General features: G+C 54.4%; 19 protein-coding genes. 11 read left to right on the top strand and 8 right to left on the bottom strand.

What is annotated here, in order from left to right; translation table 11 throughout:
• Positions 1–18: 18 nt before the first annotated feature.
• Positions 19–1,656: a glycerone kinase gene (locus B2Q93_RS04750; RefSeq protein WP_286932025.1), complete on the bottom strand. Its 1,638-nt coding sequence runs from the start codon at positions 1,654–1,656 to the stop codon at positions 19–21.
• Positions 1,657–1,782: 126 nt separating this feature from the next.
• Here B2Q93_RS04750 and B2Q93_RS04745 point away from each other — a divergent pair, with 126 nt between their 5' ends.
• Positions 1,783–3,285 carry a helicase HerA-like C-terminal domain-containing protein gene (locus tag B2Q93_RS04745; protein WP_286932024.1) on the top strand — a complete coding sequence of 501 codons (1,503 nt, stop codon included), beginning with the start codon at positions 1,783–1,785 and terminating at the stop codon, positions 3,283–3,285.
• Here B2Q93_RS04745 and B2Q93_RS04740 read toward each other — a convergent pair.
• On the bottom strand, positions 3,265–4,206 hold the full coding sequence (locus B2Q93_RS04740; protein ID WP_286932022.1) for a TIGR01212 family radical SAM protein: 942 nt from the start codon (positions 4,204–4,206) through the stop codon (positions 3,265–3,267). The genes B2Q93_RS04745 and B2Q93_RS04740 overlap by 21 nt on opposite strands.
• A 687-nt stretch (positions 4,207–4,893) precedes the next feature.
• Between B2Q93_RS04740 and gltB the strand changes: the two genes are divergently transcribed.
• From gltB to B2Q93_RS04705, 7 genes are all read left to right on the top strand, one after another.
• The gene (gltB, locus tag B2Q93_RS04735; RefSeq protein WP_286932020.1) at positions 4,894–9,354 is read left to right on the top strand and encodes a glutamate synthase large subunit; all 4,461 of its coding nucleotides are present in this window, start codon (positions 4,894–4,896) and stop codon (positions 9,352–9,354) included.
• Positions 9,355–9,363: 9 nt separating this feature from the next.
• On the top strand, positions 9,364–10,782 hold the full coding sequence (gene gltD / locus B2Q93_RS04730; protein ID WP_040073853.1) for a glutamate synthase subunit GltD: 1,419 nt from the start codon (positions 9,364–9,366) through the stop codon (positions 10,780–10,782).
• Positions 10,783–11,321: 539 nt separating this feature from the next.
• Positions 11,322–12,059, top strand: coding sequence for a DUF1120 domain-containing protein (locus B2Q93_RS04725; protein ID WP_286932018.1), 738 nt, complete (start codon positions 11,322–11,324; stop codon positions 12,057–12,059).
• 62 nt (positions 12,060–12,121) lie between these two features.
• Complete coding sequence (locus B2Q93_RS04720) at positions 12,122–12,796, top strand: fimbria/pilus chaperone family protein (RefSeq protein WP_286932016.1); 675 nt, start codon at positions 12,122–12,124, stop codon at positions 12,794–12,796.
• A gap of 11 nt (positions 12,797–12,807) precedes the next feature.
• Positions 12,808–15,243: a fimbrial biogenesis usher protein gene (locus B2Q93_RS04715; RefSeq protein WP_286932014.1), complete on the top strand. Its 2,436-nt coding sequence runs from the start codon at positions 12,808–12,810 to the stop codon at positions 15,241–15,243.
• A complete protein-coding gene (locus tag B2Q93_RS04710) occupies positions 15,240–15,776 on the top strand; it encodes a hypothetical protein (protein ID WP_286932013.1) in 537 nt (178 codons plus the stop codon). The genes B2Q93_RS04715 and B2Q93_RS04710 overlap by 4 nt, the downstream gene beginning before the upstream one ends.
• The gene (locus B2Q93_RS04705) at positions 15,773–16,477 is read left to right on the top strand and encodes a DUF1120 domain-containing protein (protein WP_286932012.1); all 705 of its coding nucleotides are present in this window, start codon (positions 15,773–15,775) and stop codon (positions 16,475–16,477) included. The genes B2Q93_RS04710 and B2Q93_RS04705 overlap by 4 nt, the downstream gene beginning before the upstream one ends.
• A 60-nt stretch (positions 16,478–16,537) precedes the next feature.
• Here B2Q93_RS04705 and sspB read toward each other — a convergent pair whose 3' ends face one another.
• The 5 genes from sspB to zapE all read right to left on the bottom strand — a co-directional run bounded on the left by sspB (position 16,538) and on the right by zapE (position 20,230).
• On the bottom strand, positions 16,538–17,035 hold the full coding sequence (gene sspB / locus B2Q93_RS04700) for a ClpXP protease specificity-enhancing factor (protein WP_040073849.1): 498 nt from the start codon (positions 17,033–17,035) through the stop codon (positions 16,538–16,540).
• Between the two features lie 5 nt (positions 17,036–17,040).
• Positions 17,041–17,679 carry a stringent starvation protein SspA gene (gene sspA / locus B2Q93_RS04695; protein ID WP_040073848.1) on the bottom strand — a complete coding sequence of 213 codons (639 nt, stop codon included), beginning with the start codon at positions 17,677–17,679 and terminating at the stop codon, positions 17,041–17,043.
• A gap of 311 nt (positions 17,680–17,990) precedes the next feature.
• Positions 17,991–18,383 (bottom strand): 30S ribosomal protein S9, encoded by a 393-nt coding sequence (gene rpsI, locus B2Q93_RS04690; RefSeq protein ID WP_003860436.1) that lies wholly within the window; start codon positions 18,381–18,383, stop codon positions 17,991–17,993.
• 15 nt (positions 18,384–18,398) lie between these two features.
• Positions 18,399–18,827 carry a 50S ribosomal protein L13 gene (gene rplM, locus B2Q93_RS04685; protein ID WP_040073847.1) on the bottom strand — a complete coding sequence of 143 codons (429 nt, stop codon included), beginning with the start codon at positions 18,825–18,827 and terminating at the stop codon, positions 18,399–18,401.
• 278 nt (positions 18,828–19,105) lie between these two features.
• Positions 19,106–20,230 (bottom strand): cell division protein ZapE, encoded by a 1,125-nt coding sequence (gene zapE / locus B2Q93_RS04680; RefSeq protein ID WP_286932010.1) that lies wholly within the window; start codon positions 20,228–20,230, stop codon positions 19,106–19,108.
• 190 nt (positions 20,231–20,420) lie between these two features.
• On the opposite strand from zapE, the gene zapG reads away from it, so the two are divergent.
• The 3 genes from zapG to degS all read left to right on the top strand — a co-directional run bounded on the left by zapG (position 20,421) and on the right by degS (position 23,512).
• Complete coding sequence (gene zapG, locus B2Q93_RS04675; protein WP_040073845.1) at positions 20,421–20,819, top strand: Z-ring associated protein ZapG; 399 nt, start codon at positions 20,421–20,423, stop codon at positions 20,817–20,819.
• A gap of 170 nt (positions 20,820–20,989) precedes the next feature.
• Positions 20,990–22,354, top strand: coding sequence for a serine endoprotease DegQ (degQ, locus tag B2Q93_RS04670; RefSeq protein WP_286808707.1), 1,365 nt, complete (start codon positions 20,990–20,992; stop codon positions 22,352–22,354).
• A gap of 87 nt (positions 22,355–22,441) precedes the next feature.
• The gene (gene degS, locus B2Q93_RS04665) at positions 22,442–23,512 is read left to right on the top strand and encodes an outer membrane-stress sensor serine endopeptidase DegS (RefSeq protein WP_046885859.1); all 1,071 of its coding nucleotides are present in this window, start codon (positions 22,442–22,444) and stop codon (positions 23,510–23,512) included.
• A 52-nt stretch (positions 23,513–23,564) separates the two neighbouring features.
• Here the strand turns inward: degS and mdh are convergent, their stop codons facing one another.
• Positions 23,565–24,503 (bottom strand): malate dehydrogenase, encoded by a 939-nt coding sequence (gene mdh / locus B2Q93_RS04660; protein WP_040073843.1) that lies wholly within the window; start codon positions 24,501–24,503, stop codon positions 23,565–23,567.
• Between the last annotated feature and the right edge of the window lie 312 nt (positions 24,504–24,815).

Genomic DNA, 24,815 nt, shown 5'->3' with positions numbered 1-24,815 from the left:
CCACCCGGCTTTTCTTCGCTACTTCGCCAGCGCTTTAAACACCTCTGCCACCGCTACCGCACCCGGATCGGTCACCCCCTGCAGATTCTCTTTATTGACATAGGATGAACGCCCCGCGCCGGCTTTGTGCATGCTGGCCGTCGCCTCTGCACCCTGCTGAGCGGCCTGTGCAGCAGCCTCAATATCTGCTTGCTGCAAAGCTTCCAGCGCAGGCTGGAGCGCATCGATCAGGGTGCGATCCCCAGGCGCGGCCCCGCCGTAATGCTTCATCTGCGCCAACCCGCTCAACAACGACTCCGGCACGGTTTTACCCTCCAGCAACGACTGCCCGGCGGCGGTAAAGAAGATCGACATCAGTACACCACTCGAGCCACCCATCACCGTCGCCAGTCTTTCACCCACCAGCAATAACAACTTCGCGGGATCATTTAGCGGCAACTGCTTTTGCGCAAGGCGTTGGGCTATCTCCTTCGCACCTTGCGCAAAGGTAGATCCGGTATCGCCATCGCCTACTTTCGCATCCAGCGCGTTGAGGCGGTTTTCCAGATCCAGCAGCGTCTGCGTCGCTGCGCCCACCCACGCGGCAATTTGCGCATTATCGGAGGGGGTAAATTCCACTGTGTCGCGCACAACCTCGTGCGATACCGTACGCATTGGCGCAAAGGCGACGGGTTTTTGCCAGCCCAGGGTCTCCACCGGCGCATTGAGTGCCTGCTCAAAGGTGTCGTTCAGCTTCAAACACGAGAGCGAAAAGCCTTTCATATCCAGCGAACTGACCAGCGTCGCCGGGCCGATGAGCCAGTCAATCTGGTCTTTTACCGCTGAGTGCGCCAGCTCTTTGGTAAGCTGCGCCATCTCCAGCGCAGATACGCCGCCGAGGTTATTGATCAGAACCGCCAGCCGCCCGGCGCCAGCCTGCTCCTGCAGCGGTTTCACCAGGGTGTCGATGATTGTTTTACTGTTCTGGGTATCGACAATCGACGCACCCGGCTCACCGTGGATCCCGAGACCCAGCTCGACTTGCCCCTGCTGGATACGCCCCTCTTCTTCATCGCTGCCGGGCAGACTGCATGTGCGCATCGCCACACCGAGGCTCCAGAGGTTATCGCAGGCCTGCTGGGCGAGATCCCGAACCTCACGGAGCGATTTCCCCTGCTCGGCAGCGTAACCGGCTATCTTATGCACCAGCACCGTACCCGCAATGCCTCGCGGTTGTTTGTTATCAGGCAGAGCAATGTCGTCGGCCACGATCACCATTTCGACGTTCAGCCCGTAGCCCTTGGCCTTTTCTGCCGCGAGGCCAAAGTTCAGACGATCGCCGGTATAGTTTTTGACGATCAACAGGCAGCCATGCTCGCCCGTTACCGCCATGATCGCATTCAAGACCGCGTCAACGCTCGGCGAAGCAAAAAGATCGCCGCACACCGCTGCGGTGAGCATCCCCTTGCCCACAAACCCGGCATGGGCGGGTTCATGACCCGAACCACCGCCGGAAATAACCGCCACGCGGCTTTTATCCCAGTCAGCACGGGCGACAACGCGAATAGCCGGGTCAATATCAAGCCTGGCGAGATTAGCGTGTGGTGTAGAAATCAGCATGCCTTCAATGGCGTCGTTGACCAGCTGTTCGCGGTCGTTAAAAAAGAATCTGGACATAATTTCCCAAAAAGTTGATAACCGTATGGAAAAGCATAGTCCGCACTGGGTAATGCGCAGCAAACAAAGGAATTTGCGCATCAGGTTGCCTATACTCCACCCAGTGCCCAGAAAAGGAATTGGATCATGAGTACTCCTCTGCTAATTGCTCGTACGCTGGATCACGAGCTGTTTCTCCTCCCTGCAATGGCAAACCGACACGGGCTCATTACCGGTGCCACCGGCACGGGCAAAACCGTCACCCTACAAAAGCTGGCTGAATCATTCTCAAGCTGTGGCGTACCGGTATTTATGGCCGATGTGAAGGGCGATTTGACCGGCATTGCGCAGGAGGGCGTTGGCTCAGAGAAGCTGCTCGCCAGACTGAAAAACATCGGTGTGACCGACTGGCAACCGCAGGGTAACCCGGTCGTCTTGTGGGATATCTTCGGCGAAAAAGGCCACCCGGTGCGTGCCACCGTTTCCGATCTGGGCCCGCTGCTGCTGGCACGGCTGCTCAATCTGAACGAGGTGCAGTCTGGCGTGCTGAATATCATCTTTCGTATTGCCGATGAACAGGGATTACTGCTGCTGGATTTCAAAGATCTTCGCGCTATTACCCACTATATTGGCGATAACGCCAAATCTTTCCAGACTCAGTATGGCAACATCAGTTCCGCCTCGATTGGCGCTATTCAGCGTGGATTGCTCACGCTTGAGCAGCAAGGCGCCGGACACTTCTTCGGCGAACCGATGCTGGATATTAAGGACTGGATGCGCACCGACAGTAACGGTAAGGGCATCATTAACATTCTGAGCGCGGAAAAGCTCTATCAGATGCCCAAACTGTACGCCGCCAGTCTGCTATGGATGCTCTCTGAAATATATGAACAACTCCCTGAAGCGGGCGATTTGGAAAAACCCAAACTGGTGTTCTTCTTTGACGAAGCACATCAGCTGTTCAGCGATGCTCCGCAGGTCTTACTCGACAAGATTGAACAAGTGATCCGTTTGATCCGCTCGAAAGGGGTTGGCGTCTGGTTTGTTTCGCAAAATCCGTCCGATATCCCTGACAACGTACTGGGTCAGTTAGGTAACCGCGTACAGCACGCTCTGCGCGCCTTCACGCCAAAAGATCAAAAGGCAGTTAAAGCGGCCGCACAGACCATGCGCGCCAATCCAGCGTTCAGTACGGAAGAGGCAATTCAGGCGCTGGGCACCGGTGAAGCCTTGATCTCCTTCCTGGATGTCAAAGGCAGCCCCTCAGTGGTTGAGCGCGCAATGGTGATCGCACCCAACTCACGTATGGGGCCCGTCACTGACGATGAACGTAACGGGCTAATTAACCACTCTTTGGTTTACGGCAAATACGAAGACGAGATCGATCGGGAATCGGCTTTTGAAAAGTTACAGGCGGGGATAGAGGCGAGCCCGCAGCAGCAGAGTGCTCCCACTGCGAAAGGCGATGCAGCGGCCACGGACGATGGCATTCTGGGCGGGCTCAAAGATATTCTGTTTGGCAGCACCGGGCCGCGAGGGGGTAAGCGCGACGGCGTGGTACAAACTATGGCGAAAAGCGCAGCACGCCAGGTCACTAATCAGATCGTACGCGGCATGCTGGGCAGCTTGTTAGGCGGACGTAGACGCTAAAGGTGATACCCACGGGCGCCCCAGGGCACTCCCCTGAACCCCGTGCTCATTGAGGTATTTATCGATTTCCACCATCCCCGTCCAGCGGTTCTCGCACCAGAGCGGTGCCAGCAGCGTTGGACGGCGGGCGCTGGCAGATATACGGTGGTAAACCACTTCTGGCGGCGTATGGCGGATCATCTCCCCCGCCGTCACGGTGTACTCTTCGAGTGTAATTCCGTTTACCCTTCCCGCTTCCCAGGCCTTTGCCATAATACTGCCGGTCACGATATGTAGCGGATGCAGTTTGATGCCATCCACGCCGGTTTCGACCACGTTTTCCAGCGTCTCGAGTCCCTGCTGGAGCCCCTCTCCGGGCAAGCCTACAATCAGGTGCGAACACACTTTAAGCCCCCGTTTACGCGCCAGCCGCGTAGTGCGCTGGTAGCAGGCAAAGTCATGGCCGCGATTAATACGGTGCAGCGTTTTGTCGTGCGCGCTTTGTAAACCCAGTTCCAGCCAGACTTCATAGCCCTGCGCGTGGTATTCGCTCAGCAGGTCTAATACGGCCTCGGGAACGCAATCCGGACGCGTGCCGACACAGAGCCCGACGATATTCGCCTGGCTTACGGCCTGCTGATACATGGCGCGCAGTACCTGCACCTCTGCCCAGGTGCTGGTATAAGCCTGGAAGTAGGCCAGATAATGTCTGGCGCGATTGACCCGGCTCGCCTGATGCGCCAGCTGTTCAGCGATGGAGTGCTGCTGCTGTGTTTCATCGGCGAAAGAGGCCACGTTGCAGAAGGTACAGCCGCCACGGCCAATAGTTCCATCGCGGTTGGGGCAGCTGAAACCACCGTGCAGCGTCAGCTTATGGACCTTTTCGCCATAACGACGTAAAAGATCCCCACCAAACATATTGACTAATTTCTGTAACTGCATAATCTGATAGACCGCCCCGCTGAAAGGGGCCTAGCCTGCCATTTTTAGCCACAGTCGGCGATGACCTGGATCAATCGCCCTGGACGGCTATTATTCATTTGAATAAAAAATCAAGATTACTGCAATTTCATTCAAGCATTAGCCAATTACTTTTCCTTATGTTCAGCCGCTTTTTTTCATTTATAGCGTCACTGCTGAAAAACAGTGTGATTATGCGGGTTTGATCGCCACCCCAGAGTAATATCCTGCCAAAAACAAGCTTTTCAGCATCCCACGTGGATAATACCGCTTTCAGATAGTGAGTCAGATCACACTACCCCGCTCCCTCCCTTGGCCTTTTGTGGTTGTAAAATTCGTTAAATACCTTTTTATTTCAATCAATTAAACATGCTTTAGCACATTTTCGTATAAATAAGATTGCCATTTGACCTGATAACCGATTCCCGATAAGTTGGAAATCCGCTGGAAGCTTTCTGGATGAGCAGTCTGCTCATCATATTTATGCAGTAATTGAGATTCCCTCTGAAGCAAGTCCTCAAACTTGTTTACCTGCGCGAAAGGATGAAAAAGAGGGCGAATGCGAGGTACGCGTATGAAACGCAAACCCCGTCGCCATGCTCTTTCTGTGCCTGTGCGCCACGGTTAAGTTCAGTGGGAAGCCCGACGAGCCTGGGGAGGTTCACTGATATGTTGTACGATAAATCCCTTGAGAAGGATAACTGTGGTTTCGGCCTGATCGCCCACATAGAAGGCGAACCTAGCCACAAGGTAGTGCGTACTGCCATTCACGCACTGGCCCGCATGCAGCACCGTGGTGCCATCCTTGCCGATGGTAAAACCGGCGACGGTTGCGGTCTGCTGCTGCAAAAACCGGATCGTTTCTTCCGAATCGTCGCGGAAGAACGCGGCTGGCGTTTAGCCAAAAACTACGCTGTCGGCATGCTGTTCCTGAATCAGGATCCTGAAAAAGCTGCCGCCTCACGCCGCATCGTCGAAGAAGAACTTCAACGAGAAACTCTGTCGATTGTCGGCTGGCGCGATGTGCCTACCAACGAAGGGGTGCTCGGTGAAATCGCCCTCTCCTCGCTGCCTCGTATTGAACAGATTTTTGTCAACGCGCCTGCGGGCTGGCGTCCACGCGATATGGAACGCCGTCTGTTTATTGCGCGTCGCCGCATTGAAAAACGTCTCCAGGAAGACAAAGAGTTCTACGTCTGTAGCCTCTCCAACCTGGTGAACATCTATAAAGGTCTGTGTATGCCGGCTGACCTGCCGCGCTTCTACCTGGACCTGGCGGACCTGCGTCTGGAATCGGCCATCTGCCTGTTCCACCAGCGCTTCTCCACCAACACCGTTCCACGCTGGCCGCTGGCTCAGCCGTTCCGCTATCTGGCACACAACGGCGAGATCAACACCATCACCGGTAACCGCCAGTGGGCGCGCGCTCGTACCTATAAGTTCCAGACTCCACTGATCCCCGACCTACACGACGCCGCACCGTTCGTGAACGAAACCGGCTCGGACTCCAGCTCCATGGATAACATGCTTGAGCTGCTGTTGGCTGGCGGGATGGATATCGTCCGTGCCATGCGTCTGCTTGTGCCACCGGCCTGGCAGAATAACCCGGACATGGATCCTGAGCTGCGCGCGTTCTTCGACTTCAACTCCATGCACATGGAGCCGTGGGACGGCCCGGCGGGCATTGTTATGTCCGATGGCCGCTTTGCCGCCTGTAACCTGGACCGTAACGGCCTGCGTCCGGCGCGCTACGTCATCACCAAAGATAAGCTCATCACCTGCGCGTCTGAAGTCGGCATCTGGGATTACCAGCCTGACGAAGTGGTCGAGAAAGGCCGCGTCGGCCCGGGCGAGCTGATGGTTATCGATACCCGTGGCGGGCGTATTCTGCACTCCGCTGAAACCGATAACGATCTGAAAAGCCGCCACCCGTACAAAGAGTGGATGGAGAAAAACGTTCGTCGTCTGGTGCCTTTTGAAGAGCTGCCGGACGAAGAAGTGGGTAGCCGTGAGATGGATGACGATGCGCTCGCGAGCTTCCAGAAACAGTTTAACTACAGCGCGGAAGAGCTGGACTCGGTTATCCGCGTACTGGGCGAAAATGGCCAGGAAGCGGTCGGGTCAATGGGCGACGATACCCCATTTGCCGTCCTCTCCAGCCAGCCGCGTATTATTTATGACTACTTCCGCCAGCAGTTTGCGCAGGTAACCAACCCGCCAATCGATCCGCTGCGTGAAGCGCACGTCATGTCGCTGGCCACCAGCATCGGCCGCGAGATGAACGTCTTCTGCGAAGCCGAAGGCCAGGCGCACCGTCTGACCTTTAAATCGCCGATTCTGCTCTATTCCGATTTCAAACAGCTTACGACGCTGCAAGAGGCTCACTATCGCGCCGACACGCTTGATATTACCTTCGACGTGACCGAAGCGACCCTCGAAGAGACGGTGAAGGCGCTGTGCGACAAAGCGGAGCAGATGGTACGTAACGGTACCGTGCTGCTGGTGCTCTCTGACCGCAACATTGCCAAAAACCGTCTGCCAGTGCCTGCACCGATGGCGGTGGGAGCGATTCAAACCCGTCTGGTGGATAAGAGCCTGCGCTGCGATGCCAACATCATTGTTGAAACCGCCAGTGCCCGCGATCCGCACCACTTCGCCGTGCTGTTAGGCTTTGGTGCGACGGCCATCTACCCGTACCTGGCCTACGAAACGCTGGCGAAGCTGGTCGATAGCCGTGCCATCGACAAAGATTACCGCACTGTCATGTTGAACTACCGCAACGGTATCAACAAAGGTCTGTACAAGATCATGTCCAAGATGGGCATCTCGACTATTGCCTCTTACCGCTGTTCGAAGCTGTTTGAAGCCGTGGGTCTGCATGACGATGTGGCAGAACTCTGCTTCCAGGGCGTGATCAGCCGCATCAGCGGCGCGGGCTTTGTTGATTTCCAGCAAGACCTGCTCAACCTCTCCAAACGTGCATGGCTGGCGCGTAAACCACTGGAACAAGGTGGTCTACTGAAATACGTTCACGGGGGCGAATACCACGCCTATAACCCGGACGTTGTGCGCACGCTGCAGCAGGCAGTGCAGAGCGGCGAGTACAGCGACTATCAGCAGTACGCTGAACTGGTCAATAACCGTCCGGCGGCAACGCTGCGCGACCTGATTGCCCTGAATCCGGGTGATGAAGCGGTCAGCATCGATGACGTTGAACCGGCGTCCGAGCTGTTTAAGCGCTTCGATACCGCGGCGATGTCTATCGGCGCGCTCAGCCCGGAAGCTCATGAAGCGCTGGCAGAAGCCATGAACAGCATCGGCGGCAACTCGAACTCCGGCGAAGGCGGCGAAGATCCTGCGCGCTACGGTACCAATAAAGTGTCGCGCATTAAGCAGGTGGCCTCCGGTCGCTTTGGCGTAACGCCTGCGTACCTGGTCAACGCCGACGTGATTCAGATTAAAGTTGCTCAGGGGGCAAAACCGGGCGAAGGCGGTCAGTTGCCGGGTGATAAAGTCACGCCGTACATCGCTAAATTGCGCTACTCGGTGCCGGGCGTGACGCTGATCTCCCCGCCGCCGCACCACGATATCTACTCTATCGAGGACTTAGCGCAGCTGATTTTCGACCTGAAACAGGTTAATCCGCAGGCGATGATCTCCGTGAAGCTGGTTTCCGAACCGGGCGTCGGCACCATCGCCACCGGCGTGGCAAAAGCCTACGCAGACCTGATCACCATCGCTGGCTACGACGGCGGTACCGGCGCAAGCCCGCTCTCCTCCGTGAAATACGCGGGCTGTCCGTGGGAGCTGGGCCTGGTGGAAACCCAGCAGGCGCTGGTGGCGAACGGCCTGCGCCACAAGATCCGCCTGCAGGTAGACGGGGGTCTGAAAACCGGCCTCGACATCATCAAGGCGGCGATCCTCGGTGCAGAAAGCTTTGGCTTCGGCACCGGCCCGATGGTGGCGCTGGGCTGTAAATACCTGCGTATTTGCCACCTCAACAACTGCGCAACCGGTGTGGCAACCCAGGACGAGAAGCTGCGTAAGAACCATTACCACGGTCTTCCCTTCAAAGTGACCAACTACTTTGAATTTATTGCCCGCGAAACGCGCGAGCTGATGGCGCAGCTGGGCGTGAAGCGACTGGTGGATCTGATTGGCCGTACCGACCTGCTGAAAGAGCTGGAAGGATTTACCGCCAAACAGCAGAAACTGGAGCTGAGCAAGCTGCTGGAAACCGCGCAGCCGCACCCTGGCAAAGCGGTCTACTGCACCGAGAAAAACCCGCCGTTTGACAATGGCGTGCTGAATGCACAGTTGCTGCAGCAGGCGAAGCCGTATGTGGATGATAAGCAGAGCAAAACTTTCTGGTTTGATATCCGCAATACTGACCGCTCCGTCGGCGCATCGCTCTCCGGCTACATCGCGCAAACGCATGGCGACCAGGGCCTGGCATCCGATCCGATTACCGCGCACTTCAGCGGCACAGCGGGTCAGAGCTTCGGCGTCTGGAACGCGGGCGGCGTGGAGCTGTACCTGACCGGCGATGCCAACGACTACGTGGGTAAAGGCATGGCGGGTGGTCTGCTGGCGGTACGTCCGCCGGTCGGTTCTGCCTTCCGTAGCCACGAAGCCAGTATTATCGGTAACACCTGCCTGTACGGCGCGACCGGCGGTCGTCTGTTTGCAGCCGGTCGTGCGGGTGAGCGTTTCGCAGTGCGTAACTCCGGTGCTATCACCGTGGTAGAAGGTATTGGCGACAACGGTTGTGAGTATATGACCGGCGGGATCGTCTGTGTTCTGGGCAAAACCGGTGTGAACTTCGGTGCAGGTATGACGGGCGGCTTCGCCTACGTGCTGGACGAAAGCGGTGATTTCCGTAAGCGTGTAAACCCGGAGCTGGTTGAAGTGCTGGATGTTGAATCCCTGGCGATCCACGAAGAGCATCTGCGCGGTCTTATCACCGAGCACGTGCAGCATACCGGTTCTTCACGCGGCGAAGAGATTCTGGCGAACTGGCCAGCCTTCTCCTCGAAATTCGCGCTGGTTAAACCGAAGTCCAGCGATGTTAAAGCCCTGTTGGGTCACCGTAGTCGTAGCGCAGCAGAGCTGCGCGTGCAGGCGCAGTAAGGGGTAGCAATGAGCCAGAACGTATACCAGTTTATCGACCTGCAGCGTGTTGATCCGCCAAAGAAACCGCTGAAGATCCGTAAAATTGAATTTGTAGAAATCTATGAGCCGTTTTCAGAAGGCCAGGCCAAAGCGCAGGCAGACCGCTGCCTGTCCTGCGGTAACCCTTACTGCGAATGGAAATGCCCGGTCCATAACTACATCCCGAACTGGCTGAAGCTGGCCAATGAAGGACGTATTTTTGAAGCCGCCGAACTGTCTCACCAGACCAACACCCTGCCGGAAGTGTGCGGTCGCGTCTGCCCGCAGGACCGCCTGTGTGAAGGCTCCTGTACGCTGAACGACGAGTTTGGTGCGGTGACCATCGGTAACATTGAGCGTTATATCAACGATAAAGCGTTCGAGATGGGCTGGCGTCCGGATATGACCGGCGTGCGTCAAACCGACAAGCGCGTGGCGATCATTGGTGCAGGCCCGGCGGGCCTGGCCTGTGCCGACGTCCTGACCCGTAACGGCGTCAAAGCGGTGGTCTTCGACCGACATCCGGAAATCGGCGGCCTGCTGACCTTCGGCATCCCGGCCTTCAAGCTGGAAAAAGAGGTCATGACCCGCCGCCGCGAAATCTTCACCGGCATGGGCATTGAGTTCAAACTGAATGTGGAAGTGGGCCGCGACGTGCAGCTCGACGACCTGCTGAAGGATTACGACGCCGTATTCCTGGGCGTGGGTACCTATCAGTCCATGCGCGGTGGTCTGGAGAATGAAGATGCGCCAGGCGTGTACGACGCCCTGCCGTTCCTGATTGCCAACACCAAACAGCTGATGGGCTACGGTGAAACGACCAACGAGCCCTTCGTGAGCATGGAAGGTAAACGCGTCGTGGTGCTGGGCGGCGGCGATACCGCGATGGACTGCGTGCGAACCTCTATTCGTCAGAATGCGGCGCACGTTATCTGCGCCTATCGTCGTGATGAAGAGAACATGCCAGGCTCAAGACGCGAAGTGAAAAACGCGCGTGAAGAGGGTGTCGAGTTCCAGTTCAACATCCAGCCGCTGGGTATTGAAGTGAATGCAAACGGCAAGGTGAGCGGCGTGAAGATGGCGCGTACCGAGATGGGGGCGCCGGATGCGAAAGGCCGTCGTCGTGCAGAAATCGTGGCCGGCTCCGAGCATGTGATCCCGGCAGATGCGGTGGTGATGGCGTTTGGTTTCCGTCCCCACAGCATGGAGTGGCTGGCGAAGCACAGCGTTGAGCTGGATTCGCAGGGTCGCGTGATTGCCCCGGAAGGCAGCGACAACGCCTTCCAGACCAGCAACCCGAAAATCTTCGCCGGTGGCGATATCGTTCGCGGTTCTGACCTGGTGGTCACGGCGATTGCCGAAGGGCGCAAAGCGGCTGACGGCATTATGAACTACCTGGAAGTATAAAACGCGTAAAGACAGGCCATCTCGTCTATTAAAGATGGCCTGTCACATTCATCAGTTAATGATTTTCCCACCTAAAAATAGCCCTCTTACTCCATTAATAAGCATTTAAATTTTGCAAGATGATTTTTGCTTAAAATTATCCAGCAGCGTAATTGCCGCTTTTACGGCTTTAAATAAAATCACGCTTATAATAAAAACCCTTAAATGGCTTCGGTAGAGACATTAAATAATAACGTCCAGATAATTTTAATTGGTTATTAAAAGCTTTAAAAACAGATGGTTTAGTATAAATACATTCAACAAATCAATACGAACCAAATGAATTCTTAATACTCGAGTTGCTAATTCACATTAGCCTAAAGAGTATTTAATATAGGAATAGCTAAAGCAACACACTCAAACCCATGCCAATTAAGCGTTAATAATCATCTTAACAGGATGATCGTTAATCCCTGAATGGCATTGTTGTAACGAATCTTAATTCACTACAACGCTTTTATTAACACACCGTAATTTTATCAGTAAGGATATTTGATACTATGAACATGAAATGGAAAATTTCTGCAGTCGCGCTGTGCTCTGCACTGTCATTTGCAACTTTTAATGCAGCAGCCGCTGGCAGCGTGACCATGGGCGTAAAAGGCTCTATCACCCCGGGTTCATGCACCCCAACCCTGAGCGCAGCTGAGATTGACTTCGGCACCATCACTGCTTCCACCCTGACCGCAGTAGCGCCAGCACTGAACCAGCTGGGTTCACGTGATATTAATCTTTCTATTGCCTGCACCGGCGCAACGGGAGTGGCATTTGCCGCTAACGACAACCGCCTCGAATCTGTCGTTCCGCTGAGCACTGATACTTTTATTGCCAACGCCAGCCCTAACCAGACCAACTACTCCGTAGGCAACAGTTCTCAGGCGTTTGGTCTGGGTACCGTTGGGACAACGAAGATCGGTGCATACACCATTGCCATGAAAATGAGTGACATCACCGCGACCGATGGCGCTGATGCCAACCTGCCTGTAGATATGCTCTCCGTACGTGCAGGCATCACTACCTGGAGCAAAGCGAATACCGGCATGTTGAGTCCCTTTAATGGTACCAGTGCAAATATCGTCACCTTTGCGCGTACCGGTACCCTGGCTCCGGTCGCTATTAAAACCGCGAGCGTACCGCTGACCATCACTGCCGCTGTACAACCAATGTCTGCCTTCAGCAGCGCAAGTGAAAGCATTACTCTGAGTGGTAATGCAACTATCGGTCTGATTTACCTGTAATACGCCGGCCTGCGAACGGAACGTTCGCAGGCCTTTTTACTATTTTTTTAGCTGATGTGTTTATGAAAAAACATTTCCTACCCACCCTGCTTATTCTTTATTCGGCGCAAAGTCTGGCGTCAGGAATGGTTCCTGAAACCACAATGCTTCTGGTCGATGAAAGCAAAGGCGAAGCCAGTATTAATATTACCAATACGGACAGCACCCCTGCGCTTTTATATACCCGCGTCACAGAGCTACCGGGCAGTAAGAGCACTACCCGTCTGGTGGCTACTCAGCCAGTGGTTCGCTTAGAAGCAGGCCAGGTACAGCGTGTGCGCTTTATGTTGCAAACATCCGGTCCGTTACAGCAGCAGGAAATGAAACGTGTAAGTTTTGAAGGGATCCCGGCCAAAACGAAGGATGGCAACCGTCTCGCCGTCACGATACGCCAGGATTTACCGGTAATTATTCAGCCAACCTCTCTGCCAGAAGACTTACAACCCTGGAAGCATCTGCAATGGCAAAAAAAAGGCGGTGATATTGATATAGTTAATCCCGGAAAATATGTCGTTCGGATGTCACCAAGGTTTATTTCCATGCCTTCAGGGAAAGAAGGTCATCTTCCGGCAACCTATATTCTACCCGGCACTCACATCACAGTGAAATTACCGCAGACAACCGACTCTAAAATTAAATTCTTCCCGGCCAGCCGCTATGGCTACACAGGAGAAAGTTATACCACCGCATTACAATAAAAGGGAATAGAATGTGGTTACATGGATCGTTCTTAAAAAAATTAATTATTATTACGCTTGGTACGCTGCCTGTAGTCATTTATCCGACCGTTGCTTCCGCGGATGAAAGTCAGGCGGTAGATTTTGATCGCGAGACGCTCAAAGCGTTGGGCATGGACCCTGCTATCTCCAAATATTTTGAGAAAGAAGCTCGCTTTGCGCCCGGTGAAGTCCCTCTGGCATTGAAAGTGAATGGCACTTCGAAAGGTGCTTTTATCGTTCGTTTTTCTGAGAAAGGCGAACTCTGCTTCGATGAAGGGTTGCTTAAGCAGGCGGCGCTGAAAATACCCAGCGATATTAACGACACGCCTTGCTATGACTTTCGCAAAACCTGGCCCAATACGATCATCAAACAGCATCCTGAAAAGGAAGAACTGGAAATCATCGTACCGACTGACGCGCTGGACAGTCAGGCGGACGATCTGGGTGATTACGTAACGGGTGGCGCGGCGGGAATGTTAAATTATTCCCTTTTCACGACCCGAAACCAGTTTGCTGATTCGCAATCCGACTATTCACAGGCGACGATTGACGGCGGTTTCAACATCCTCGACTGGATGGTGCGCTCGCACCAAATGCTGAGCTATAACGACGGCAGATACAGCACCACAAGCTCCTCAACATGGATACAGCATACCTTTGTTGGGCTTGGCAGCACCATGAAAGCGGGTGAGGTCAGTCTCAATAATAGCTTACTGGATGGAGCATCCATTTACGGCGTATCGTTCTCACCGGATAGCGCATTGTCTCCCAATGATGCTGGTGTCCAGGTAAGCGGTATCGCCAACTCTTCCCAGGCTCGCGTGGAGATTCGTCAGGGTAATAAGCTCATCGCCTCCAACCTTGTTCCTCAGGGACCCTTTACGCTCACGGATCTTCAACTGCTCGATCGCAGCAGCGATCTGTCGGTGACGGTGGTGGAAGCGGACGGTTCGCAGCAACGCTTTATCGTACCGGCAACACAATATAACCGGGGGAGCGGCACGCCGACGGGCATCCACGTAGCATTTGGGCGCGTCGATGATGATTACAAGAAAAAGCCCTGGGTGGGTAGCGTGTCGATGGGCACTCGTTTAACCCATAACCTTAACCTGAGCGGCGGCCTGATCGGCGCACGGGATTATCAAAACGCCGCGATTAACGTCGACTGGCTGCTTACACGCCTGAGCACGACGACGCAGTTGGCGGTATCAAACGATCGGGAATACACCCTTCAGGGGCAAAAAGCCTCGGTTTCGGCAAACTATGCGCTTACGCCAAACATCAGCCTGCGGGCCAGTGCTGCGCACGCGACGCGTGATTACCGCACCTTGTCGGACACGCTCGACAACGATTTTGTGGCGCAAAACAAAAATGAATACTCTGCTGGGATAAGCCTGGCGACCGAGGCGATAGGCAGCCTGGGCCTGAGCTACTATCAGACGGACAGTTACCAGCGCGATAATGATACTCGCTATCTCGCGCTGAGCTGGTCGAAAGCCTTCCGTCGCGCCATGTTATCCGTGAGCTGGCAGCACCAGTTAGGGACCAACGGCCAGCTCCACTATGACACCGGCAATGGCAAAAATAACACGGCAGGAAACGATAAGGATCTGGTCTACGTGAATCTCAGCATACCGCTGGGAGAGAAGTCGGCCAACCTGTATAGCCGCCATGACAGCAACAACACCCATTTTGGCGCCACGATGAACGCCAATGTCTCTGACGAGCTGAACTACTCGGTCGGCGCGGAAAGAGGCACCAAAGATAACGTTAACGCCGTCAACGGCGGTGTTAACGCCAATCTGCATTATACCCAGTTGAACCTGAACGCCAGCGCAGACAACGATCGAAATCGGACCTACAGCGCATCGATGCAGGGGGGAATTGTGGCCCACGGCAACGGTGTGACCTTCTCTCCGTGGCAGATCAACGACACCTTCGCCGTTGCTCGCCTGGATAGCAATATTTCCGGGGTCAGAATTGAGACGCCACAAGGCCCGGTCTGGACTGACAGATGGGGCCAGGCCATCATTCCGGCGCTGCCGCCCTACCGTAATGCGTTAGTGCAAATTGATACAGAAACCCTGCCGCGCAATGTGGACGTCAGTAACGGAAGCAAGCGCATGAAACAGGGCCGCGGTGCTGTCGGAAACGTCAATTTCAAATTACTGGAACAGCGTCGGGCACTCCTCTACGTCACCCTTCCTGATGGTAGCAAGCTGCCGAGAGGCATTGCCATTGAAGATACTGACGGGAAATACATCACCACCGTAGTCGAAGACGGTATCGTTTTCATTAATAACATTCTGCCGAGACAGATCCTGGCGGCAAGACTCGAAAATGGCGTTTGCCGTATCGAAACGTCATTGCCTGAAAACAGCGACCCTAACACCTTTTACGATACCGCAGAGGGGGTATGCAAATGAGAAGTGAACTCCGTTATTCACTCTGCCTGATGTTATTCACGTCCAGTCTGGCCCTTGCGGATTGTCAGATTACCGCCAGTCAGCCTTCGCTCTCCTACGGCCGGATGAGCCCGGCAGAACGCCAGCTGCAGGGTAGCCAAAAGATTACCCTGACGGAAAAGCAGGTGGTGGTACGCGCCGTGTGCGATACACCTTCCCGAATCCGTCTGTTTGTCTCTTCTGGTTTGGCCAACGGCAACCAGTTTGGATTCGGCAGTCGCGGAGCAATGAAAGTCATGGCGAGCCAGGCAATGCTGGATGACCGTACCGTGCGGCTCAGTAAAGTGAGCGCTGCCGGCGAGGCCATTACCGACGCGGGCCAATCCTCCTTGTCTCTCAACGTCAACGACGGGTTAGCGTTTATCGACAGTGGCGAACGGACGGCAAGCCAGGCGAGCGTCACGCTGACGGTTACGCCGCAGTTTGAAAACGAAGCCATTACCGATACAACCCGCTATGCCGGTAACATCAGAGTCAGGGTGGAAGCACAATGAATACACTGCTCAAAACACTCGTCGGGCTGGTTTTATCAACCTCTCTGGCCTGGGCATCGGACACCGTGAATATCGATGTTTCTGTCACCACAGATGCCGCAGCCTGCACGCCCACGCTCAGTAATAACGGCATCGTAGACTTCGGGAAACGTTCTGCCGCGTTGCTTTCTGCCACCCATTTCACACAGTGGGGCAGTCGCGACATCACGCTGAATATCGTATGCGAAGCCTCCACGGCCGTGGCCATCACCGCCAGAGATTCGCGACCCGATTCTGTCGCTTATGGTCAGGATGGAAACGGCAATACCGGCCCTGACGTCCCTTTCCAGGGTCAGGGCAATATTAGTAATCCGGAGCGTCTGTTCGGACTGGGCAAAACCAGCGAAGGTAAAAATATTGGTAGCTATGCCATTGTCATCGACCAGGAGAGTGTGCAGGCGCAGAATGCGGGCTCGGCTGTCCCGGTAAGCATTGTTAGTGCCAGCACCACGGCCGGCCCCTGGTCCATCGCCTCTCCTGCCGCGTTCTCATCGGGTATGAACGGGTATTTATCCTTTGCCCGTAAAAACAGTACCACGCTGCAGCCTGTGACAACGGTAGTTGTGCCTCTGCGCGTATCCGCGAGCATCGCCAGTGGCCTCACTTCCGGCAACACTATCGGGTTAGATGGATTAGCCACCATTACGCTCGTTTATCTTTAAAGGTTTCTTACCGATAAAAAAAAGCCCAAATTTCTATTTGGGCTTTTTATCATTCGCACATTACTTCACAACGCGTAACGCAGGTCGACCACCGCGCGGCGGCGGATCGTCATCCGGATCGTTGTCGTGGTCATGGTCAGGCTTATCACCGTCGATAACCGACATAACGGTTTCGTTCTCGCCAGTCGCGGTCTCTCCGTCATCGTTCAGGCTTGTCACATCTTCATCATAAGCCGCTTCAGGCTCAAACATGGTACCGGCACCGTTTTCACGAGCATAAATTGCCAGCACCGCAGCCAGCGGCACGGAAACCTGACGTGGCACGCCGCCAAAACGCGCATTAAAGCGCACTTCGTCGTTTGCCAGCTCCAGATTACCTACGGCACGCGGAGCGATATTGAGAACGATCTGCCCGTCGCGCGCATACTCCATCGGGACCAGTACGCCAGGCAGCGTCACATCCACAACCAGGTGCGGCGTGAGCTGGTTATCCAGCAGCCATTCATAGAAGGCGCGCAGCAGATAAGGACGGCGTGGAGATAACTGTGACATTTCCACAATGATTAACCCCGGCCGAGACGCATTTCACGTTCGGCTTCTGTCAGAGAAGCCAGGAAAGAGTCGCGCTCGAAGACACGCGTCATATAGCCTTTCAGCTCTTTCGCACCCGGGCCACTGAACTCAACGCCCATTACCGGCAGACGCCACAACAACGGCGCCAGGTAGCAATCGACCAGGCTGAACTCATCGCTCAGGAAGAAAGGCTTCTGACCAAACACCGGTGCAATAGCCAGCAGCTCTTCGCGCAGCTGTTTGCGCGCGGCATCGGCTTCAGAAGAGGTACCATTCACGATAACGTTCATCAGCGTATACCAGTCTTTCTCGATACGCTGCATGTACAGGCGGCTTTCACCACGCGCAACCGGATAAACTGGCATCAGCGGCGGATGAGGGAAACGTTCATCAAGGTATTCCATAATGATACGGGATTCCCACAGGGTCAGCTCACGATCAACCAGCGTCGGCACGCTTTGGCTCGGGTTGAGATCGATAAGATCCTGAGGCGGGTTATCCTTTTCCACATGCTCGATCTCAAAACTGACACCCTTCTCGGCCAGCACGATACGAACCTGATGGCTATAAATGTCAGTAGGACCAGAAAACAGCGTCATTACCGAACGTTTGTTGGCAGCGACAGCCATGAAAACCTCCAGGTATATTCAGAATTTTTACTGCTACCGGCCACGTGGCCAGCCAGATGATTTGTCACCCATCCCGGAGAGCCTAAATCATTGCTCAAAAAGCGAACAAAAATCGAGTATTCACCGATATTTGGGCATAAAATTGGATGATAGTTTACCAGATTTTGATGGCTTTGTGGTGAGGCGATTCTGGAAATGCCGAAAAAGAGGAGATAAACAAGCTTATCCTGTGGGTAACCGCAGCAGCGGTCATAAAAAAACCCGCCGAAGCGGGTTTTTGGCCAATTGTTGTCTGCCAAAGCAGAAAGCAATTAACGCTTGGAGAACTGTGGACGACGACGTGCTTTACGCAGACCCACTTTCTTACGTTCAACCTGACGAGCGTCACGAGTAACGAAGCCAGCTTTACGCAGTTCAGAACGCAGGGATTCGTCGTACTCCATCAGAGCGCGGGTGATACCGTGACGGATCGCACCTGCCTGACCAGAGATACCACCACCTTTAACAGTGATGTACAGATCCAGTTTTTCTACCATATCAACCAGTTCCAGCGGCTGGCGAACTACCATGCGGGCAGTTTCGCGACCGAAGTACTGTTCCAGAGAACGCTGGTTGATTACGATTTTACCACTGCCCGGTTTGATGAACACGCGAGCTGCGGAACTTTTGCGGCGACCAGTGCCGTAGTATTGATTTTCAGCCATTGCCTATAATCCCGATTAGATGTCAAGAACTTGCGGTTGCTGTGCCGCGTGGTTGTGCTCGTTGCCTGCGTAAACTTTCAGTTTACGGAACATAGCACGACCCAGCGGGCCTTTTGGCAACATGCCTTTAACCGCGATTTCAATCACACGCTCAGGACGGCGAGCAATCATCTCTTCAAAGGTCGCTTCTTTGATACCACCGATGTGGCCAGTGTGATGGTAGTACATTTTGTCAGTACGCTTGTTGCCAGTTACTGCAACTTTGTCTGCGTTCAGAACGATGATGTAGTCACCAGTATCAACGTGCGGAGTGTATTCCGCTTTGTGCTTACCGCGCAGGCGACGAGCCAGTTCAGTAGCCAGACGGCCCAGAGTTTTACCGGTCGCGTCAACAACATACCAGTCGCGTTTTACGGTTTCTGGTTTAGCTGTAAAAGTTTTCATTAAAAGCTTACCCAAATAAATAAGTTACACGTAGGTGTTCACCCAAACGTTTAATCAGTTGAGGTTCACACGACAGAGTCCGGCAAACCTACCCCTTCGAATAGCAAATGCCGACACATAGAAAGTTTTGGGAAAAAAACCTTCTTGTAACGTGGGGTCGCAAGATTATAGAGAAGTCGAGGTCAAAGATCGACCCCTAAATGTGATTTGACGAGGGTTTTTCAGCGGTGCGAAGTGCACCGCCCACTGCCCGACTTTTCCGGAACGAAAAGAGCCATTCAGGGCATATGCTCGCGTTTCAGGTACTCTTCGCTCTGCATCTCCTGCAAACGCGACAGACAGCGCTGGAACTCAAACTTTAACCGCTCGCCCTGATAGACCTCATAGAGCGGCACCGCGGCGCTTACCACCAGCTTAACGTGACGCTCGTAAAACTCATCAACCAGCGCAATAAAGCGACGAGCCTCACTCTCCATCAGCATGCTCATCACCGGCACATCAAAGAGCATGACGGTATGAAACAGGCGCGACAGTGCAATGTAATCATGCTGGCTACGGGCATCGACGCACAACGTCGCAAAGGAGACGGCCAGCGTCTGGTTGGCCATGCCCAGCGTTGGCAACGGGCGGTGGTTAATCTCAAGTTCAGTGGCGTTTTCGCGCTTCGCCCCAGCCAGTGCCAGCCAGAGTTTATCCATCTGCTGGCGGGTATCATCATTGAGGGGGGACAACCAGAGATGTGCCTGCGTCAGCGTGCGCAGCCGATAGTCAACGCCCGCATCCACGTTCATGACGTCACAATGCTGTTTAATCGCATCGATGGCGGGTAAGAAACGCGCCCGCTGTAAACCGTTGCGATAGAGTTCATCCGGCGGGATGTTCGAGGTTGCCACCAGGGTGATCCCCCGGGCAAAAAGCGCTTTCATTAGCCCGCCCAGCAGCATGGCGTCGGTAATATCGGAAACAAAGAATTCATCAAAACAGAGCACATCGGTTTCGGCTTTGAAACGTTCGGCGACAATATCCAGCGGATCGCTCTGCCCCTGAAGCGCGGTGAGCTCTTCATGTACGCGCAGCATGAAGCGGTGAAAGTGCAAACGCTGTTTACGCGTGCCCGGCAGGCTCTGATAAAAGAGGTCCATTAGCCAGGTTTTACCGCGCCCTACGCCACCCCACATATATAAGCCACGCACAGGTGTGATCGCCTGCGGCTCTTTTTTTCCTAACAGACGACCAAAGGCGGCTTTCAGTCCACCTGCGGGTGCGGCCTCGGTGGGACGGGATGTCAGCGCCTGAAAGATTTTTTCCAGACGATTTACCGCATCGCGTTGAACATCGTCCGGCTGATGCGAGCCCTCCTGCAGGGCCTGCTGATAACGCATTGTCGGGGAGAGGCTTTGCATAATCTCGTTGTTATTCCTTCAATTAAGACGCGCCAACCTGCGCTGTTGACGAAAAAAAGGCCGTTCTACACTACGCGATGATACCGCGGGATTCCACTTCTACGGAAATAGCGGTTATAGTGGCATAATCAGGCACAGGCATGGAGCCGAGCCAATACCCTACGGAACCACAAGACAACGGGAGAAGTTCATGACCTGGGAATATGCGCTAATTGGTTTAGTCGTCGGCATCGTTATCGGTGCCGTGGCCATGCGTTTTGGTAATCGCAAATTGCGTCAACAACAGGCTTTGCAGTACGAACTGGAAAAGAACAAAGCTGAACTGGAAGAGTATCGTGAAGAGCTTGTTAGCCACTTTGCGCGTAGCGCAGAGCTGCTGGACAACATGGCGGATGATTACCGTCAGCTCTATCAGCATATGGCAAAAAGCTCCAGCAGCCTGCTGCCGGAAATGACCGCAGAAACGAATCCATTCCGCAACCGCCTGGCTGAATCCGAAGCCAGTAACGATCAAGCTCCGGTACAGATGCCGCGCGATTATTCTGACGGTGCATCTGGTCTGCTGCGCGGTGGCGTAAAACGCGACTAACCGCACAGCGCAAATATATTTCACGGGCGCAGCCTTTGCGCCCGTCCTTTCTTCATTACCCCAGCTATTATTTAGTCAAACACCTCATTGTTCAGCGTTTTAAAATTCAATAACATCAGACTGTTTTTGGGCCGAAATTCCTTTACCCCAGGTTGCGAGAGCCAGCGTCAATGAACAAAAAAAATCAGCTGTTAAGCGCGTTAGCATTGTGTGTCGGATTCGCTCTTCCGGCATCTTTCCCTGTTTATGCAGCCATGCCTTCACAGGTTCCTGGCCAGGCGCCCCTTCCGACGCTCGCCCCAATGCTGGAGAAAGTGTTGCCGGCGGTGGTGAGCGTGAAGGTGGAAGGCACGGCGCAACAAAGCCAGCGCATTCCTGAAGAGCTGAAAAAATATTTCGGCGAGGATGGCGCCGATCAGGCGCAACCTTTTGAGGGGCTGGGATCCGGTGTGGTCATCGATGCCGCTAAAGGCTATGTACTGACCAATAACCACGTTATCAGCGAGGCTGACAAAATCAGCGTCCAGATGAACGATGGTCGTGAATTCGAGGCCAAACTGATTGGCGGGGATGATCAAAGCGACATCGCCCTGTTACAGCTCCAGAATGCCACTAACCTGACGCAAATCGCGGTTGCCGACTCTGACAAGCTGCGCGTAGGAGATTTTGCCGTTGCGGTCGGTAACCCATTTGGCCTTGGGCAGACTGCGACGTCGGGCATCATCTCTGCGCTGGGGCGCAGCGGCCTGAATCTTGAAGGGCTGGAAAACTTTATTCAGACCGATGCTTCCATCAACCGCGGAAACTCGGGCGGCGCATTGTTGAACCTGAACGGTGAGCTTATTGGTATCAATACCGCTATTCTCGCGCCGGGTGGCGGCAGCGTCGGCATCGGCTTTGCCATTCCGAGCAATATGGCCCGGACGCTGGCCCAACAGCTTATTGACTTTGGTGAAGTGAAACGTGGCCTGCTGGGCATTAAAGGGATGGAGATGAGCGCAGATATCGCCAAAGCGTTCAATCTGAACGTCCAGCGCGGTGCGTTTGTCAGTGAAGTCTTACCGAACTCTGGCTCAGCGAAAGCGGGCATTAAGTCGGGTGATGTCATTGTTAGCCTTAACGACAAGCCGCTGAGCAGTTTTGCGGAGCTACGTTCACGCATCGCCACCACCGAGCCTGGCACCAAAGTGAAGCTGGGGCTGTTGCGAGAGGGTAAACCGATGACCGTAGAGGTAACGCTTGATAAAAGCACCTCCTCCTCTGCCAGCGCCGAGATGATTGCACCTGCGCTGCAGGGGGCGACTCTGAGCGATGGCCAACTGAAAGATGGTACCAAAGGGATCACGCTTGAGAGCGTAGAAAAGAGCAGCCCGGCGGCACAAGCGGGTCTGCATGAAGATGACGTGATCATTGCGGTCAACCGCACGCGCGTCCAGTCTATTGCCGAAATGCGCAAAGTGCTGGAGAACAAACCGGCGGTGATCGCCCTGCAGATCGTGCGGGGTAACGATACGCTCTATATTCTTCTGCGATAAGCATTTCTGCTCCGGGCATCACGGCATGTGATGTCCGGAAAAGTCATGTTATGCTGCAGCAGTTTTCACTTTAACGACGCCCGCATCATGTTTCTGAAGATCATTCGTTCGGTCGCCATTGGCCTGGCTGTTGGTGGCCTGTTACTGGTCGCCATGCCCTCTTTGCGCCAGTTTAATAAGCTGGCTGCGCCGCAGTTTGACAGCGCAGATGAAACACCTGCCAGCTACAACCAGGCGGTACGCCGCGCCGCGCCTGCGGTGGTGAATGTCTATAACCGCGGTCTGAACAGTACCAGCCATAATCAGCTGGAGATCCGTACCCTGGGCTCCGGGGTGATCATGGATGAACGCGGCTATATCATTACCAATAAGCACGTTATCAACGACGCCGATCAGATTATTGTCGCCTTGCAGGATGGGCGCGTGTTCGAAGCGCTGTTAGTCGGTTCAGACAGCCTGACCGACCTTGCGGTACTGAAAATCACGGCCACCGGCGGCCTGCCGGTGATCCCTATCAACCGCAAACGTAGCCCGCATATTGGCGATGTGGTGCTGGCCATCGGTAACCCTTATAACCTTGGGCAGACCATTACTCAGGGCATTATTAGCGCCACCGGCCGAATTGGCCTGAACCCCTCGGGCCGTCAAAACTTCCTGCAAACGGATGCTTCCATTAACCACGGTAACTCCGGCGGGGCGCTGGTCAACTCCCTGGGGGAGCTGATAGGCATCAATACGCTCTCCTTCGATAAGAGCAACGATGGTGAAACGCCGGAAGGGCTGGGATTTGCGATTCCCTTCCAGCTGGCAACCAAAATCATGGATAAGCTGATTCGCGATGGCAGGGTGATCCGCGGCTATATCGGTATTGGCGGGCGTGAAATCGCGCCACTGCACGCACAGGGCGGCGGCGGTATCGATCAGATTCAGGGAATTGTAGTCAACGAGGTCTCTCCGGGCGGGCCGGCGGCTGCAGCGGGTCTGCAGGTTAACGACGTTATTGTCTCGGTGAATGGCAAACCGGCGATTTCCGCACTGGAAACTATGGATCAGGTGGCCGAAATCAGGCCTGGCTCCATCATCCCTGTCGAAGTGATGCGCGAGGACAAAAAGCTCACGCTGCAGGTGACCATTCAGGAATATCCCGCCACCAACTGACAGCAATAAAAAACCGGAGCCTGGGCTCCGGTTTTTGTTCACTGGGAGGAGATTACTTGTTTACAAACTCTTCGCCCAGTTTGATATCGCCTTTCAGCGTATCCAGCATGCCTGCCATCGCTTGTTGTTCAAACGCGCTCAGCGTGCCGATAGATTGACGTTCTTCGATACCGTTTTTACCCAGCAGCAGTGGCTGAGAGAAGAAGCGGGCGTGTTCACCGTCACCTTCAACGTAAGCACATTCCACAACGCCTTTCTCACCCTGCAGGGCGCGAACCAGAGACAGGCCGAAGCGCGCTGCTGCCTGGCCCATAGAGAGTGTCGCAGAACCGCCACCCGCCTTCGCTTCCACCACTTCGGTGCCCGCGTTCTGGATACGTTTGGTCAGGTCAGCCACTTCCTGCTCAGAGAAAGTCACGCCTGGGATCTGGGAAAGCAGCGGCAGAATAGTCACGCCAGAGTGGCCACCGATAACCGGCACTTCCAGCTCGGTTGGCTGCTTGCCTTTCAATTCCGCCACAAAGGTGTTGGAGCGGATGATGTCCAGCGTGGTCACGCCAAACAGTTTGTTTTTGTCATACACGCCCGCTTTTTTCAGCACTTCTGCAGCAATCGCCACAGTGGTGTTGACCGGGTTAGTGATGATACCGATGCACGCTTTCGGGCAGGTTTCAGCGATCTGCTGAACCAGGTTCTTCACGATGCCCGCATTAACGTTAAACAGGTCGGAACGATCCATACCCGGTTTACGCGCGACGCCTGCAGAGATGAGAACCACGTCCGCACCTTGCAGCGCAGGACGCGCATCTTCACCGGAGAAGCCTTTGATTTTAACAGCCGTTGGGATGTGGCTCAGGTCAACCGCCACGCCTGGGGTAACCGGGGCAATATCGTACAGGGAGAGTTCTGAGCCTGAAGGCAGCTGGGTTTTCAGTAGTAGGGCAAGCGCCTGGCCGATACCGCCAGCAGCGCCGAGGACTGCGACTTTCATCCTAAACTCCTTATTATGGTGAGCTAAATATCTGTTGCTCCGTCGCGGCGACCTTAATTCAGCAGATAAATAATTACAATCGTCGTTGCTGCAGAATCAGGGGTCACTCACTTTTCGCTGCGGCCTGAAGGCTATCAGGTGCCTGGCGAGAACTAAGCAACGAATCAAGAGGGGGTTACAATACACCTCTGCGCGCCACCAAAACAACATCAATTTGATAACATTTAATTTACTTTTAAGGTTATTTATAAGGCGTGACGCAGGCATGTTCCTGGATAACAAAATTTGATAAAATCCCGCTCTTTCATAACA

This window comes from Leclercia sp. UBA5958 (assembly GCF_002430365.1).
GTDB classification, from domain to species: Bacteria; Pseudomonadota; Gammaproteobacteria; order Enterobacterales; family Enterobacteriaceae; genus Enterobacter; species Enterobacter pneumoniae.
This window is presented reverse-complemented; position numbering and strand designations above follow the sequence as displayed.